At 34.5% G+C, this 15855-nt stretch carries 13 protein-coding genes; 4 read left to right on the forward strand and 9 right to left on the reverse strand.

Annotated features, from left to right (window positions below; all coding sequences use genetic code 11):
* Positions 1-28: 28 nt before the first annotated feature.
* The 8 genes from HQN85_RS14670 to HQN85_RS14705 all read right to left on the reverse strand — a co-directional run bounded on the left by HQN85_RS14670 (position 29) and on the right by HQN85_RS14705 (position 10907).
* The gene (locus HQN85_RS14670; protein ID WP_173273638.1) at positions 29-1216 is read right to left on the reverse strand and encodes a Gfo/Idh/MocA family protein; all 1188 of its coding nucleotides are present in this window, start codon (positions 1214-1216) and stop codon (positions 29-31) included.
* Positions 1216-2586 (reverse strand): 3-keto-disaccharide hydrolase, encoded by a 1371-nt coding sequence (locus HQN85_RS14675; protein WP_173273640.1) that lies wholly within the window; start codon positions 2584-2586, stop codon positions 1216-1218. Before HQN85_RS14675 ends, HQN85_RS14670 begins: the two co-directional genes overlap by 1 nt.
* A 113-nt stretch (positions 2587-2699) precedes the next feature.
* Entirely contained in the window at positions 2700-4055 is a 1356-nt protein-coding gene (locus tag HQN85_RS14680; protein WP_173273642.1) for a Gfo/Idh/MocA family protein, read from the reverse strand.
* Between the two features lie 223 nt (positions 4056-4278).
* Positions 4279-4809, reverse strand: a complete 531-nt coding sequence (locus HQN85_RS14685) for a hypothetical protein (RefSeq protein ID WP_173273644.1) — start codon at positions 4807-4809, stop codon at positions 4279-4281.
* A 12-nt stretch (positions 4810-4821) separates the two neighbouring features.
* On the reverse strand, positions 4822-5415 hold the full coding sequence (locus HQN85_RS14690; RefSeq protein ID WP_173273646.1) for a hypothetical protein: 594 nt from the start codon (positions 5413-5415) through the stop codon (positions 4822-4824).
* Positions 5416-5419: 4 nt separating this feature from the next.
* Positions 5420-8101 carry a valine--tRNA ligase gene (locus HQN85_RS14695; RefSeq protein ID WP_173273648.1) on the reverse strand — a complete coding sequence of 894 codons (2682 nt, stop codon included), beginning with the start codon at positions 8099-8101 and terminating at the stop codon, positions 5420-5422.
* A gap of 140 nt (positions 8102-8241) precedes the next feature.
* Positions 8242-8871 carry a Uma2 family endonuclease gene (locus HQN85_RS14700; protein ID WP_173273650.1) on the reverse strand — a complete coding sequence of 210 codons (630 nt, stop codon included), beginning with the start codon at positions 8869-8871 and terminating at the stop codon, positions 8242-8244.
* Between the two features lie 71 nt (positions 8872-8942).
* Complete coding sequence (locus tag HQN85_RS14705) at positions 8943-10907, reverse strand: heavy metal translocating P-type ATPase (protein WP_173273652.1); 1965 nt, start codon at positions 10905-10907, stop codon at positions 8943-8945.
* Positions 10908-11184: 277 nt separating this feature from the next.
* On the opposite strand from HQN85_RS14705, the gene HQN85_RS14710 reads away from it, so the two are divergent.
* A complete protein-coding gene (locus HQN85_RS14710) occupies positions 11185-13224 on the forward strand; it encodes a M13 family metallopeptidase (protein ID WP_173273654.1) in 2040 nt (679 codons plus the stop codon).
* Between the two features lie 59 nt (positions 13225-13283).
* Here HQN85_RS14710 and HQN85_RS14715 read toward each other — a convergent pair whose 3' ends face one another.
* Entirely contained in the window at positions 13284-13622 is a 339-nt protein-coding gene (locus tag HQN85_RS14715) for an MmcQ/YjbR family DNA-binding protein (RefSeq protein ID WP_173273656.1), read from the reverse strand.
* A 70-nt stretch (positions 13623-13692) separates the two neighbouring features.
* Between HQN85_RS14715 and mnmD the strand changes: the two genes are divergently transcribed.
* The 3 genes from mnmD (at position 13693) to HQN85_RS14730 (ending at position 15854) form a co-directional block, all read left to right on the forward strand.
* Positions 13693-14361 carry a tRNA (5-methylaminomethyl-2-thiouridine)(34)-methyltransferase MnmD gene (gene mnmD / locus HQN85_RS14720; protein ID WP_173273658.1) on the forward strand — a complete coding sequence of 223 codons (669 nt, stop codon included), beginning with the start codon at positions 13693-13695 and terminating at the stop codon, positions 14359-14361.
* 72 nt (positions 14362-14433) lie between these two features.
* Positions 14434-15549, forward strand: a complete 1116-nt coding sequence (locus HQN85_RS14725) for an AI-2E family transporter (RefSeq protein WP_173273660.1) — start codon at positions 14434-14436, stop codon at positions 15547-15549.
* On the forward strand, positions 15549-15854 hold the full coding sequence (locus HQN85_RS14730; RefSeq protein ID WP_173273662.1) for a hypothetical protein: 306 nt from the start codon (positions 15549-15551) through the stop codon (positions 15852-15854). The genes HQN85_RS14725 and HQN85_RS14730 overlap by 1 nt, the downstream gene beginning before the upstream one ends.
* Position 15855: the final 1 nt, after the last annotated feature.

Genomic DNA, 15855 nt, shown 5'->3' on the forward strand with positions numbered 1-15855 from the left:
CCGACTTCCCGACTTCCCGACTTCCCGACTAAAAATAATCTTCCTTCCAAAATTGGGGTTTACTCGTATAAATTGCTTCGTTACACATGGCTACGCAAATTGCTGCTTGTGTACCAGTATTGATATTCGAAACAGGCATTTTATTTTCTGTAATGGCTTTATAAAATTCCTCTAGCGCATAAATAGTCCCATCTTTTGTGGGTTTATCTAAAATCGGAATTCCACCATCGGTATTCACCACAATTTTTGTAGCACCAGTTACGCCATCTACAATTCCTAATTGTTTTGCTGTTTCCTTTTCAGGATAAAAAATTCCTGTATTAGGCAGTAAATTAACAGAGCCCTTTGTGCCTTTTATTTTAAACAAATAACCATCGCGAGCATTGCCGCAAGTGGCACCGAAATTTCCAATCATCCCTGCTTTTTTATAGCGTAAAATGGCTTGAATATTATCGTATGTTTCTCTGCCATCCTTAAAAATATCAATTCCGCCAGCTCCTATAATCTCATCAGGTTGTGTTTGGAAAGCCCAATTAATAAAATCTATTTGATGCGATAATAATTCTGCGGCTAACCCACCAGAATATTCTTTATACATCCTCCAGTTAATTTGCCTTTCTAATGCAGGATTTGGCACTGCTCTTCGCCAATTTCCATTTCGATCCCAACGGCAGTCTATCTGAGAAACTTTTCCCAAATATCCACTTTGTACCATTTCCTTAACTTTAAAATACAGAGGTGAATAACGATATTGATAACCAACCTGAAAAACCTGTTTAGGATATTGTTTAACCAATTTTCTAAGTGCTAAAGCTTGCGCAATGTCGTAGGTCATTGTTTTTTCTACGTATACATGCTTGCCGGCTAACACTGCATCCTTCGCAATTTTAAAATGCTCGCTTAATGGTGTTGCAATAAATACAGCGTCAATTTTTTTATCGTCTAAAATTTTCCTGTACTCTTTTAAGGCAACAGCCGATGAAGGCACATACTTTTTAGTTTCTTCTAATCTAAAATCAAGTAAATCGCAAAAGGCAACGATGTTAAACTTATCCCCCATTGCTTTAATTACCGATAAAACACCTTTACCTCTATCTCCGCAGCCAATCATAGCTACATTAATGGGTGCTAAAGTCATACTGGCAAAAATATTTTCTGCCATTAACATACTAGAGCCAAGTAAAGCTGATTTTTTAACAAAAGAACGACGTTGCATTATAAAGTTTTAATTTTGATAGTTCTAAAGCTCACCTTATTACCGTGGTCTTGCAATAATAGATGACCTTTTACTGCTTCCCCAAAGTTTTTCCAATCTTTATACTTACTTATTGCTACTAATTTTTTGAATTCTTCAGAACCTCTGGTGTATTCTAAAACTTTTACCCCATTTAAATAATGTTCAACTTTATTGTTTGGATACACCACTAACCTTCCATTATTCCAACTACCGATTGGGCGTAAATAACGAGCTTCTTTTTTTGCTGTCATTAAATCATATAATGATGCTAATGTTCTATTTCCATCACGACCTAATTTCGCATCGGGATGTCGTTCATCATCCAATACTTGATATTCTAACCCAATTGCAGACCCAGCGTTTTTTTCAGAAAGTGTTACAAAGTATTTCACTCCACTATTTGCACCTTCACTTAGTTTAAACTCAAAGGATAAATCGAATGCCGCATATTCTTCTTTGGTTACAATATCTCCACCATTAGTAGATTCTGCTCCGTTTGAAGGCAATACTGTTAATTGTCCATTTGCAATATCCCATCCTTTTGTTGGAAATGCATTTTTATAAGCGCCAACCCAACCTGCGTTTGTTTTTCCGTCAAATAATAATTTATAGCCATTTGCTTTCTCGTATGCAGATAAAGCATTTGGGGTTAAATTAACGGTATAAATCCCTTTTGGAAAGGCTTGTGGTTTTAAATTTTCTGTTTGAATATTAATGTTTTTGAAATATACTTTTTTACCATCTAATTTAAGGTTTGTACCAATACCATGCACTTGTAAACCAATAAACCCAGTTTTATCTAATGTATCAATTACATAAGCTACAGGAATGCCATTCACCCAAGTTTTGGTTTCATTACCAATGCATTCAATTTTATAATGATTAAATTCTTCGGATTTATACGCTGATTTTGCAGCAGTATTTAATTCTAATGGATAAAGCCAAAGTCTTCTTGCTTCGTCGTACATGCCGCCAGTCCATGCTCTTGCCGTTGGATCTATTTCAACTTGCCTGCCGTATACCATTCCTTTTCCTTTATTTCCTGCAGCATCGTAATGACTACGTGTTTGTATGCCAGAATTGGTTTCTGTACCTTCCAATTTTACATCGAGCTCTAAAATAAAATCACCGTATTCTTTTTCAGTAACTAAAAATGAATTAGGAGATCCTTTAGTCATTGTTCCAACAATTGCTCCGTTTTCTATGGCATAAGGTGCTGAACCTACGATAGCTTTCCAACCTTTTAAGGTTTTTCCATCAAATAAAGGTTTGCTTTTTTGAGCGTTGGCAACTGATAAAAAACTGATAACTGAGAGGGTTAAAAGGCAAGATTTTTTAATGTTTAACATGATTTTGGTTTGTTTTCTTGTCGTCATTGCGAGGCACGAAGTAATCCTAATGCACTCGCTACATAGCTAAAGTTGTAAGATTGCTTCGTTCCTCGCAATGACGATTTAAGTTATTAATATTTGAATACTTTTCCGCCTGACATTACTTCTTGTGATTTTTCATCGAAAGTGGCTTTTGCACCTGTATGAACTGCGGCATTGGTCATTATATTGGCAATAGAATGTGCGTATCCAGCTTCTACTGGTGCATTTGGTGTTTTTCTACTGCGTACACATTCCATCCAATTTCGCATGTGACCTGAGGTTAGGGCATCGCCACCCATATTTGCGGCAGTTTCTACTTTAATCGTCTTTTTAGAAAGATCAAACGGCTCAAGTAAGTTCGGCTTCATGCCCATCGCTACTGCTTCCCTTACACCCAGTCCACCTTTTGGTGAAACTTTATTGGTCATCAAATTTAATTCACCACCATTAGAGTAATACACTTCGCCCACATCTCCAACACTATTTTGCATTCTCGAAGTGAAGGTAACTTGAAAACCATCGCTACCATCTGGTTGACCGTAATCAAATACCGCAACCATCGAATCCCAATTTTTACGACCATCTTTCCAAGTATAAATTCCACCATTAGCTACTACACTTCTTGGATGTTTTAATTTAGTGAACCAGTGTACAGTATCTATTTGATGCGACATCCATTGTCCTGGCATGCCTGAAGAGTAAGGCCAAAACAATCTGTACTCTAAATATTTTCTAGGGTCAAATTTATCTGCTGGACGATTTAATAAAAAGCGTTTCCAATCGATATCTTCTTCTTTCAGTTTAGCAACTAAATCTGGTCTGCGCCATCTACCTGGCTGATTTACATTCCACACTAAATCTACTGCTGTAATTGGACCAAACTTTCCTTCTTGAATAAACTGAGCAGCATTTGCATAATTTTCTCCACTTCTGCGTTGCGAACCAATTTGAACAATTTTATTACTTTCTTTAACTGCTTTTAGCGCTGCCTTTGCATCTGCCATTGTTTCTGCAAATGGCTTTTCAATGTAGGCATCACATCCAGCTTTTACGGCTTCAATAGTATGTAGCGCATGTTGGAAATCGGCTGTACTTACAATTACCGCATCCAAATCCTTCATAGCATAAAGCTCATCATTATTTCTACATGCTTTAATATCATGACCCATTTTTTCTTTAATATGAGCGATACCTAAATCTCTACGATAAGTCCATAAATCAGAAAGACCTACAATATCAAAATTGAGTTCTTTATTATGATTTTGAAAACAAGGGAAAAGTGTGTCTTTAAATCGGTCTGAAAAACCAACTACACCTACTCTAACTCTATCGTTAGCACCAATAATTCTGCTATAACTTTTTGCGCTGCTAGTTAATGTACCCGCATAAGTAGCCGCTGCAAGCAATGCCGACTGCTTTATAAATGTTCTTCTAGTGTTACCCATTCCAGAACTGCAATTAAATGACGTGAAAGATTTATTATTTGGTTAGATTAAAATGATTTAACCCTTATCCAATAATATGATTTTTTACTTAGAAACTGTAATGCTTGATCTAAAATTTTTACGCAATCGTTTCTATTGTAAATAATTTCATATATAAATAGCCCCAGATTGAAGATTATAAATCAACAATCTGCGGCTATACTATTAATCAAGAATAAAAAGATTAAATTCCTTTAGTCTGGATATTCCAGAACGTGTATTTCCCTAGTGTATAAATCGGTGTTTCTGCTCCGTGAAAAAATTTCACATCTGCTCTTTTACCCTGCTTGAAAAGCATTCCTTTTAAGGTATATTTTTTACCGATAGCTAGTCCGGCAGCCTGATCAGCTGGCATAATACCGTTAATTTCTAACTCTAAATTATTAAGCAATGATTCTTTTGGTCTTGCTGCATCTTTAAAACTCTTAAATACACCCATTTTTACAGCTTGTTCACTTACAGTCGTATCTAATATCGCAGTGAGTTCTAATGGAAAATCCGCTAAAAAATTAGGTTCATTACTAAGATTAATCATTTTATGCTTAAACTTTTCGGTAGCATCAGCTTCTGTATTTACATTTTTAGTCCAATCGGGATTCAACTTGATAAAATCACTTACCTCTTTTTCAAGAAAAACTTTAGAATCGGATCCTTTAGGATTTTCAGAGCAGCCAAATAAAGTAACCGCAATTAAAACATAGAATAACTTTCTCATTGATTAAACAATTTATAAATTCAAATTAGCCATTTTTTCTGTAGAAGTGATAGGCTTTAGCTCTTTAACCTGCATTGGATAAACGCCTAAAACATAAGTAGAGCCAACAGCTTTTTTATAATAGTTTATGTCTGCACGTTTACCTTGCTTATAAATTAAAGCCTTCAAATAATATTTTCCGCCGAGCACTAACCCATTCGCTTCATGATCAAACTGAAAAATCCCATTTATTCTCAATTTCATTTGATTCAGCAAAGAGCCTTTATCACGAAGCAAATCTGTATACGCTTCAAAAGTAGCCATCTTAAAACTTTTGGTTCCCATTATCGTATCACGAAGATTTGTTGCTTGTAAAGGAAAATTTGCCAAAAAATCTATATGATTACTTAAACCCTTAATTTCTCTTTGAAATTTATCAAGTGCTTCGGCATATATCACACTATCCTCACTATTTAACTCAGGATTTCTATTTACATAATCAATTAAACTCTGCTCTGTAAAAACCTTCGATTGATAGGTGATTTTAATTTCGGATTTCTGTTCGTTAGTGCATCCTGAAAGTATAGCTAACAGTCCAATAAATAATAAAAATCTTTTTGGTTTCATTGAATTATCCTTCTAGAATCGCTAAACTTTCGGTTATAATTTTAATTTTAGATTCAGCATCAGCTTTTTTATTGCGCTCATTTGCAATAATTTCTGGTTTAGCGTTTTGCACAAAACGTTCATTACCTAATTTCGCATCAACCGATTTTAAGAAACCTTGTAAATATTCTAATTCTTTTGTTAATCGTTCTTTCTCTGCATCTAAATCTACATTTTCATTTAACACGATGAAAAACTCGTCATTTCCCACCATGAAACTAGCTGCACCAGCAATTTTGTCGTTTACCAACTCAACCTCGCTAATATTTGCTAATTTAAATACATTGTTAATCCATTTTTCATAATCTAAGCCTGAATTTACTTTTATACTTAATGGCAATGCATCTTTTGGCGAAATTTGACGTGTATTTCTCACATTCCTAATTTCAGAAATTAACTCTTTTATCAGCTCTGCTTCTTTTAATAATTGTTCATCAACTTTACCAATTGTTGGGTAATTTGCAACGATACAGCAATCCATTTCTGCACGCTCGCCAAACAACTCATCATGGTACAATTCTTCTGTTAAGAATGGCATAAATGGATGTAATAATTTCAAGATTTGTTCAAAATATTGAGTTGTAATTTTCTTGGTTGCCGCATCAATTGGATGTTGATAAGCAGGTTTTACCATTTCTAAATACCACGCACAGAAATCATCCCAAACCAATTTATAAGTTGCCATTAAAGCTTCAGATAAACGATATTGTTTAAAGTTGGCTTCAATTTCTGTTAATGCTTCATTAAATCGGTTTTCGAACCAATTAATTGCTTGTTGATTAGGGTTTTCTAAGTTCTCATCAACTTCCCAACCTTTAACCAAACGAAAAGCATTCCATATTTTATTGGCAAAGTTTCTTCCTTGTTCGCAATAAGCTTCGTCAAACATTAAATCGTTGCCAGCCGGCGATGACATTAACATTCCAACTCTAACTCCATCTGCTCCATATTTTTCTATCAAACCTATTGGATCTGGAGAATTCCCTAAAGATTTAGACATTTTTCTGCCTAATTTATCACGAACAATACCCGTTAAATACACATTTGTAAATGGTTTTTTACCCATAAACTCATGTCCAGCCATAATCATTCGAGCCACCCAGAAAAACAAAATTTCAGGCGCTGTTACTAAATCATTAGTTGGATAATAGTAATTAATGTCTTTATTATCAGGGTTTTTAAAACCATCGAAAACAGAAATTGGCCATAACCATGATGAAAACCAAGTATCCATCACATCATCATCTTGCCTTACAAATGGCTCCAATTGCTTTTTAAATCCAGCTTTATCAGCTGCTGCATCTCCTAAATTTTTCTTTTTCCAAAACTCCTCTAAAGCTTCATCTTTTGTTTTGGCAACTACCCAATCTCCTTTATCATCGTACCAAGCAGGTATACGTTGTCCCCACCATAGTTGACGAGAAATATTCCAATCGCGAACATTTTCCATCCAATGACGATACGTATTTTCGAATTTATTCGGAATAAGATTTACATCTCCATTCAACACATCATCTAAAGCTGGTTGTGCCATCTCCTTCATTTTCACAAACCATTGCATCGAAAGTTTTGGTTCGATAGCTGCATCTGTACGTTCAGAGAAACCTACTTGAGATTTATAATCTTCTATTTTCTCTAGATGTCCAGCTTCTTCAAGCATTTTAGCAATCTTTTTACGGGCAACAAATCTCTCTTCACCTACTAAAATAACCGCTAATTCATTTAGAGTTCCATCTTCATTTAAAATATCTGTAACAGGTAATTTATGTTTTACACCCAATTCATAATCATTCAAATCATGTGCTGGTGTAACTTTTAAACAGCCTGTACCAAATTCAATATCAACGTATTCATCTTCAATTACTGGAATTTCATGATTTACCAAAGGGACAAAAACTTTTTTGCCTTTTAAATGCTTGAAACGTTCATCATTTGGATTGATACAAATTGCCGCATCTGCCATAATCGTTTCCGGGCGAGTGGTAGCAACAGTCAGTGAGTTTGCAGCTGTCAGTTCTGAGTTATCAGTTCCAGCAATTCGATACTTAATATAATATAACTTCTGATTAACCTCCTTACGGATTACTTCCTCATCAGAAACTGCAGTTTTACCAGCTGGATCCCAATTTACCATTCGAATACCACGGTAAATCCATCCTTTTTTGTATAAATGAATAAACGAATCGATTACCGCGTCAGATAAATCATCTTCCATGGTAAAACGAGTTCTATCCCAATCGCAACTTGCACCTAATTTTTTTAATTGTTCTAAAATAATGCCACCATATTTCTCTTTCCACTCCCAGGCATATTTTAAAAATTCTTCACGAGAAATATCTTTTTTGTTAATTCCTCTTTCCTTTAGCATCGCTACGACTTTCGCCTCTGTTGCAATAGAAGCATGGTCAGTTCCAGGAACCCAACACGCATTTTTACCTTGCATACGAGCTTTACGAATCAATACATCCTGAATAGTATTGTTTAACATGTGCCCCATGTGCAATACTCCAGTCACATTCGGTGGTGGAATTACGATCGTGTAAGGCTCACGCTCATCAGGTTCAGAATGGAAAAACTTTTTGTCTAACCAGTAGCTGTACCATTTATCTTCGGTTTCTGTAGGATTGTATTTAGTAGATATGCTCATTTATAACTTGGTGTCGAATTTAGGTGGTAAAAATACGTTTTTAGGCGGAATTGACCAAAGCCGAAAGACCAAAGTAAAGAGGAATGCGAAAACAATTAGGAAAGAGAATTTTAATAGCTGTTTATTGCACTATTAAGTGATTATGAATCTTCAAAAACATCATCCAAGTCTAAAACAAAACCTGGCAAAACAGAAGAAGTTATTTTTTCGCTTAATGTGAATATTTTTGAGGGCTGATATTTACCTAAATCATCTAAAGTGTAAATTAAAATACTTTGATCACTTTGACTAACCACCCAATATTCCTTTACGCCAAACTCTTCGTAAATCTTATATTTATTTAAAAGTTCTTTCTTGTTATTTCCTGGCGATAAAATTTCAACCACTAAATCTGGGGCACCGATACAGCCTTTGTCGTCTAATTTACTTAAATCACAAACCACACAAATATCAGGCTGTAAAACCGTAAACACATCCTTGTCGGCTTTACTTTTTGTAGGAAAGCGAACATCGAATGGAGCACCATAAATTTTGCAGGATTTATTTTTTAGAAAATTATAAAGTGGGTTAAAAATAGCTCCAAAAACTTCTTGATGAACTCTCGAAGGTGCGGGACTCATTTTGAAAATTTTCCCTTTAATTAATTCTACTCTTTCATCAAAAAGCCAGTTCAAATAATTAGCATAGCTATAAGTTAATGATTCGTCTATCTCATTAAAAGTATAAACTTTCTTTTCAGTTAAATCTGGGTATGTTTTTTCGGTAGTCATTATACCAAATATACTAAATTACAATCAGATATATTTCTAAATTAAGGAATTAAGGTAGATTAAAATGGATTTTAAAATTTCATCTTCTGGATTCTGATAGCATTTAAAATCGCTAAAAAAGCTACACCAACATCAGCAAAAACGGCTTCCCACATTGTAGCTAAACCACCCGCTCCTAAAATTAGAACTACAGCTTTTACAACAAAAGCAAGTGTAATATTTTGATAAACCACACTTTTAGTCGCCTTGCCAATTTTAATAGCAGTTACAATTCTACTTGGTTGATCATTTTGAATAACAACATCTGCAGTCTCTATGGCAACATCGCTTCCCATTGCCCCCATTGCCATTCCTAAATCGCTGAGGGCTAAAACTGGTGCGTCATTTATTCCATCACCTACAAAAGCTACTACGCGAGTTTTATCTCTTTTAATCTCTTCTAATCGAGCTACTTTATCTTCTGGAAGTAAATCCCCATGAGCCACATCAATTCCTAAAGTTGTTGCTATTTTTTGAGTGATGGAATTTTTATCTCCGCTAAGCATTACAACTTGATTAATACCATTTTTATGTAGTGATTGTACAGCCTCCTTAGCATCAATTTTTACTTCATCAGTAATCGTTACATAACCTGCGTATTTATCATCTATAGCTAATAAAACTATGGTTTCTACTTCTTCATCGACAACCGTTGGATATTGAATTTTAAACTTTTTAAATAATTTGGTATTTCCAGCAATTACATTTTGATTTTCAATTTCAGCGGTTAAACCGTGACCAATAATTTCTTTTACGTCACTTACGTTGAGTAGTTGTTTATCATCATAATGGCTTACAATCGCTTTTGCAATTGGATGGGTAGATTGACTTTCTATGGAAGCCAACACCATCATAAACTTAGTTTCATCAATTTCAGATTTTATGTCCGAAACTTTAAAAACACCATGAGTTAGTGTTCCTGTTTTATCTAACACTACCGTATTAATCTTTGTGATAACATCTAAAAAATTAGAGCCTTTAAATAAAATCCCATGAGAAGAAGCTGCTCCAATTCCGCCAAAATATCCCAATGGAATGGAAATTACCAACGCACAAGGGCAAGAAATTACCAAAAATACTAATGCACGGTATAGCCAGGTTTGAAAGTGATAATCTGCAACAATAAGATATGGTACCGCTACTAATGCAACGGCTAAAAAGAAAACGATTGGGGTATAAATTTTAGCAAATTTTCGAATAAATAGTTCTGTTTTTGCTTTGCGTGAAGTTGCCGATTGTACCATTTCTAAAATTCGAGATAAAGCACTGTCTGCGAATTTCTTGGTTACCTTTAACTCGATAACTTGATCAATATTTAGCATTCCGGCTAATACAATTTCACCTTTTCTAAAAGTTTTAGGCGTACTCTCACCTGTCAAGGCCGCAGTATTAAAACTTGCACTATCACTTAACAATTCACCATCTAATGGTGCTTTTTCTCCAGCTTTTAACTGAATAGTTTCCCCAATTTCTACTGTATCAGGCTTTACAGTTTCAAATCTTTCATTTCTAAAAACATTCGCTGTATCTGGTCTCACATCCAATAATGCTTTTATATTTTTTTTAGCACCCTCAACTGCAGCTCCTTGAAATAATTCGCCGACAGTGTAAAATAACATAACTGCAACCGCTTCGGGATATTCTCCAAGTGCCAATGCACCCATGGTTGCCAATGCCATTAATAAAAATTCTGTAAAAATTTCTCCTTTTAAGATGGTTACAACTGCTTCTTTAATAACTGGATAAGCAACTGGAATATAAGCTAATAGATACCATGCAATGCGGATATAATTTGTAAAGAAATCTACTTTAAAATAATCCAATGCAATAGCGATTAGCAATAGAGTTAAACTAAAAATTGCTGGCAAATAGGTTTTAAAAGATGAAGCATCTCCATGATCGTGATCGTGCTCATCGCCTTCCCCATGTTGATGGCCATGATCATGGTTGCAACATCCATCTTTTTCGTTATTATGTAAATGTTTTTCTTTTTCCATTTTATTTAGAATAATTCAAAATTAAGCAATTATTAAACCACAACGCACATTTTCAAATTGATTTTATACCCTGCACAATAAAAAGTGTTAAAATATGTTAATATTAGTATAAATCGCAAAAACATGAAATCGTTTAGATTATCCATATTCAACAGCGAAATTTTCCGCAAAATTGGGTTAAGCAGAATTTATTACTGGTTTAACAAGTAATATTTCTATTAACTTGCTATAGTTCGATAGGTATTTCTTAATTTTCATCTTTAAATATTTTTAAAGTATGAAAAGTCAACAACTCAAAACTTATGTTACGCTTGTAGGCATTTTTGCAGGCAGTTTTTCTGCCTTTGCGCAAAACATCCCTAAGAAATTAATAGACCCAGCTAACATGGATCTAAGTGTTAAACCTGGTGATGATTTTTATCAATATGCTAGTGGAACTTGGATTAAAAACAATCCAGTACCAGCTAAAGAAACACGATGGGGTTCTTTTAACGAACTTCGTGAATTTAACGCCCAAGCTGTTAGAAGTTTAGTAGAAACTGCTGCCGCTGATAAAAAAGCACCTGCTGGATCTGTGACTAAACGTGTTGGGGATTTTTATGCTGCTGCAATGGATAGTTTAACAATCGAAAAATTAGGCTACACACCTATCAAAGCAGATTTAGAAAAAATTAAACAAATTAAAGATGTTCCAGGTCTTTTAGATCATATCGCTTACATGCGCACATCTGGTATTGGCGGCCCAATGTTTGGTTTTGGCGTTGGTCAGGATAGAAAAAATGTAACAAAATATGTAGTTAATATCTCGCAAGGCGGAACAACATTAGGTGATCGTGATTACTATTTAAAAGACGATCCACAAAGTCAAAGAATCAGAGCTGCTTATAATACCTACATGGTGAAATTATTTACACTAATTGGTAATAGCGAAGCTGAAGCTAAACAAAAAGCAACCACTGTATTTAATATAGAGAAAGCACTTGCTGAAATTCAGATGAGTCGTATCGAAATGCGTGATCAATATAAAACGTACAATAAATTAACTGTTGCAGAATTTAACAAGATTACTCCAAATATTAACTGGGCCACTTTAATGCCTAAACTTAAGGTTGTTGGACAAGATACGGTATTAGTTAACTCAACTTCCTTCTTTAAAAACTTAAATGATATGTTAACGAATGTGCCATTGGCAGATTGGAAAACATATTTAGAGTGGAATATTTTAAAAGGAGCTGCAAATAATTTAAGTTCACCATTTGTTAATGCATCATTTGCCTTTACTCAAGCTCAAACTGGACAAAAAGTGCAAACTCCGCGTTGGCAAACCATGTCGGCATTAACAGACCGTACAATTGGTGAATTATTAGGTCAGTTATATGTTGCCAAGTATTTTAAGCCAGATGCTAAAGTACGCATGGATCAAATGATTGTAAACTTACGTAAAGCTTTTGAAATTAGAATTAATGGTTTGGAATGGATGAGTGCTGCCACTAAACAGAAAGCATTAGAAAAACTACATGCCTTTACACCAAAAGTTGGTTACACAACTAAATGGCAAACGTATGATGGTTTACAAATTAACAAAGGTACTTATTTTCAGAATTTACGTAATGCCGGTATTTGGGGTTATAATGAAAATATTAGCAGATTAGGAAAACCTGTAGACAGGACTCGTTTTGGCATGACACCGCCAACTGTTAATGCTTCTTACAGCCCTACAATGAATGAAATTGTTTTCCCGGCAGGAATTTTACAGTTCCCTTTCTTTGCACCAAATGCAGATGATGCGGTGAATTATGGCGGTATCGGTGCTGTAATTGGTCATGAAATGAGCCATGGTTTTGATGATACTGGAAGTCAATATGATAAAGATGGAAACCTAAGAAACTGGTGGACGGATGAAGATCGCACTAAATTTAACGAAAAAACAAAAGCTTTAGGCGATCAATTTAGTGCATACACAGTTGTAGACACTATTCACGTATTAGGCAAATTGACTATGGGTGAGAATATTGGTGATTTAGGTGGATTAAACGCAGCTTATACTGCATTTAAAATGACTAAGCAAGGTCAAAGCAATGAGAAAATTGATGGTTTTACACCAGATCAACGTTTCTTCTTATCATGGGCACAAGTGTGGAGAGGCAATATTTTGCCAGAAGCCGCAGCTCAGTTAATTAAAACAGATCCACATTCGCCAGGACCTTATAGAACCATTGGTGCACCTGTAAATATGGATGCATGGTATGAAGCATTTGATGTGAAACCTGGAGATAAATTATACAAAAAACCAGAAGACCGAATTAGGTTGTGGTAATATTGTAAATCACTGAACATAAGAATCGTCATTTCGGAACAACTAAATGACGATTTTTTTTATTTATACTTTTCCTGAACTTTCTTTGGCAATTTACTCAACACTAAATCTCGAGACGTAGCAACGCGTTTTTTTAATTCCGTATCATTCAACACCTCCAAATTATCAATTTGAACCCATTGCTTTTTGGCCATGTGCGAAGCCTGATGAATACCATCACGAGCAGTTAATTCTTCAAATTCTTCAGGAGTACACTTTGTAGAAAAGCTATTTCCTTCATCAATGGCAATAATCACAAAGATTTTATCTTCAATCATAAAACAAAGATGCTCCCATTTCATACCTTCTGTAGTACCCGGAAAGCTTAAACAATATTCTCTAAAAGTTTCAATATCCATTTTTGTAAGCTAAAAAGATTATGGAACAAAGATAAAAGACAAATCCATTTTAATACTTTATTTTTGAAGGATGAATATCCTTACCCAAACTGCTGATGGTTCTAATACTTTATTTAATGAAACCATTGGCGAACATTATCATTCTGCCCACGGGGCATTACAAGAAAGTAAACATGTCTTTTTAGCAGCAGGATTAAAACATGGTATCTCTCAAAAGCCAGAAAATGAAATTAGTGTATTAGAAGTAGGTTTTGGAACGGGGCTAAATTTTATTTTAAGTTTTGCACATTGCGAAGAAAACAATATCAAGCTAAGTTATACAGGAATTGAAGCTTTTTCGCTTACAAAAGAAGTAATAGAAAAAACTGGTTATAATGAGTTTGTTAGTGCGGAAGTTTGGGGAAAGTTCATCACTAAATATGAAGCAAGTCTAACAGAAAAACAAGTTTTATCATCGCTTTGCGAACTCCAAATAGCACACACCACACTTGTAGATTTTAAAACCCCACAACAATTTGATGTACTATATTACGATGCTTTTTCAGTACAACATCAACCTGAAATGTGGACAAATGAAATGATTGCTCATGCCTGTAGTTTTCTTAAAACGGGTGGAGTTTTTGTAAGTTACGCCATTACAGGAAATTTAAAACGGGCAGTTAAAAGTTGTGGTTTCGCCATTGAGAAACTTCCTGGCGCACCTGGAAAAAGGGAAATGCTTAGAGCAATAAAACAATAAATTTAGAGAAACTAATCTCAAGCAATACTTCAATTCTAAACCAATCTTTTATCTTTATTAAAAATTATTGCCATGAAAGAAATATCCTTGCCGTTTGTTGCCAAGTTAGCATTGGTACTTTTATGCATGATCATGCTGGGATATCTAGCTATTTTAGGTAAAAGTTTATTGGCCCCATTATTATTTTCGTTATTAATGGCCTTTTTACTCTTGCCACTTGCCAATTTATTAGAACGAAAATTAAAGTTTAAGAGGAGTTTAGCAGCTTTAACATCCGTAATTTTAATGGTTGCTGTTTTATATGGCATCCTTTATTTTTTAGCCAATCAGTTAACAGAACTTTGGACAGATTGGCCTTTACTAGTACAACAAGTAACTAAAGCTTTTCACGATATACAACTTTGGGTTGACAAAACCTTCCATATTAATATTTCAAAGCAAAAATCATATTTATCAGATGGCATCGAAAAATCATTAGCTACAAGTGCTGTTGTGATCGGAACTACGTTATTAACGCTATCATCTAGCTTATTATTTTTAGCATTTACCTTACTATTTACCTTCTTTATTTTAAACTACCGTAGATTATTATTTACATTCCTCTCAACAGTTTTTGCAGAAGAGCACAAAACTAAAGTGATTGATATTGTAAGACAAATACAGCGGATCATTAGAAGATATGTTACAGGTTTATTTCTTCAAATGCTAATTGTTTCCTTATTAATGGTCATTACCTTGTCGTTATTGGGTGTAAAATATGCCATCCTTTTAGGCCTCATTGCAGGTATTTTTAACATTATCCCCTATTTAGGAATTTTAACCGCTTTATTAATTAGTGCATTAATTACTTTCGCTACTGCTGGAGCATCTTCTGCCTTATTTGTCATTTTTGCCTTTATTGGAGTTCACACAATTGATGGAAATATTTTAATGCCATTGGTGGTAGGTTCCAAAGTAAAGATAAATGCACTATTTGCCTTTATAGGCATTATTATAGGTGAAATGATTTGGGGAATTTCAGGAATGTTTTTATGTATTCCTTATTTAGCAATGCTGAAAATAATTTTCGAAAAAACCGATGGTTTAAAACCTTGGAGTATTTTATTAGGTGAAGAACAAAAAGCCACACCAAGAAAACGTAAAGTATATCGAATAACGAAAAAAATAAAGCTGGAAGAAGCAGAATAATGAAAATAGAGAAAGAAAATAGATCGCCACATATTTTAAATACATCTGCCAATTTATTAGGCTTTTGCTTTATTGTTTTAACATCCGTTAAGATTTCTAAATTAACAGAATCAACCTTTATAGATGAAGGCGCTGCTTTAGCAATTATTGTTTTTATGAGCAGCTGTTTGTTATCTTTTCTCGCCATGCGGAGTACGACTTCTCGTGCCATTAAAATGGAGCGAGGTGCAGACATTTTGTTTTTATTTGGCTTAATTGTTCTTTTTATCACTACTATACTTATTGCTTTTAACATTATTAAATAAT

Origin of the sequence: Pedobacter boryungensis (genome assembly GCF_013204825.1) — a bacterium.
Classification (GTDB): Bacteria; Bacteroidota; Bacteroidia; order Sphingobacteriales; family Sphingobacteriaceae; genus Pedobacter; species Pedobacter boryungensis.

What these genes read in the sequence shown, in the direction of transcription:
- HQN85_RS14700 (WP_173273650.1), bottom strand. Translation starts at nt 8,871, where the DNA reads ATGACTACCGAAAAAACATACCCAGATTTAACTGAAAAGAAAGTTTAT.
- HQN85_RS14715 (WP_173273656.1), bottom strand. Translation starts at nt 13,622, where the DNA reads ATGGATATTGAAACTTTTAGAGAATATTGTTTAAGCTTTCCGGGTACT.
- HQN85_RS14670 (WP_173273638.1), bottom strand. Translation starts at nt 1,216, where the DNA reads ATGCAACGTCGTTCTTTTGTTAAAAAATCAGCTTTACTTGGCTCTAGT.
- HQN85_RS14685 (WP_173273644.1), bottom strand. Translation starts at nt 4,809, where the DNA reads ATGAGAAAGTTATTCTATGTTTTAATTGCGGTTACTTTATTTGGCTGC.
- HQN85_RS14710 (WP_173273654.1), top strand. Translation starts at nt 11,185, where the DNA reads ATGAAAAGTCAACAACTCAAAACTTATGTTACGCTTGTAGGCATTTTT.
- HQN85_RS14730 (WP_173273662.1), top strand. Translation starts at nt 15,549, where the DNA reads ATGAAAATAGAGAAAGAAAATAGATCGCCACATATTTTAAATACATCT.
- HQN85_RS14725 (WP_173273660.1), top strand. Translation starts at nt 14,434, where the DNA reads ATGAAAGAAATATCCTTGCCGTTTGTTGCCAAGTTAGCATTGGTACTT.
- mnmD (WP_173273658.1), top strand. Translation starts at nt 13,693, where the DNA reads ATGAATATCCTTACCCAAACTGCTGATGGTTCTAATACTTTATTTAAT.
- HQN85_RS14695 (WP_173273648.1), bottom strand. Translation starts at nt 8,101, where the DNA reads ATGAGCATATCTACTAAATACAATCCTACAGAAACCGAAGATAAATGG.
- HQN85_RS14680 (WP_173273642.1), bottom strand. Translation starts at nt 4,055, where the DNA reads ATGGGTAACACTAGAAGAACATTTATAAAGCAGTCGGCATTGCTTGCA.
- HQN85_RS14705 (WP_173273652.1), bottom strand. Translation starts at nt 10,907, where the DNA reads ATGGAAAAAGAAAAACATTTACATAATAACGAAAAAGATGGATGTTGC.
- HQN85_RS14690 (WP_173273646.1), bottom strand. Translation starts at nt 5,415, where the DNA reads ATGAAACCAAAAAGATTTTTATTATTTATTGGACTGTTAGCTATACTT.
- HQN85_RS14675 (WP_173273640.1), bottom strand. Translation starts at nt 2,586, where the DNA reads ATGTTAAACATTAAAAAATCTTGCCTTTTAACCCTCTCAGTTATCAGT.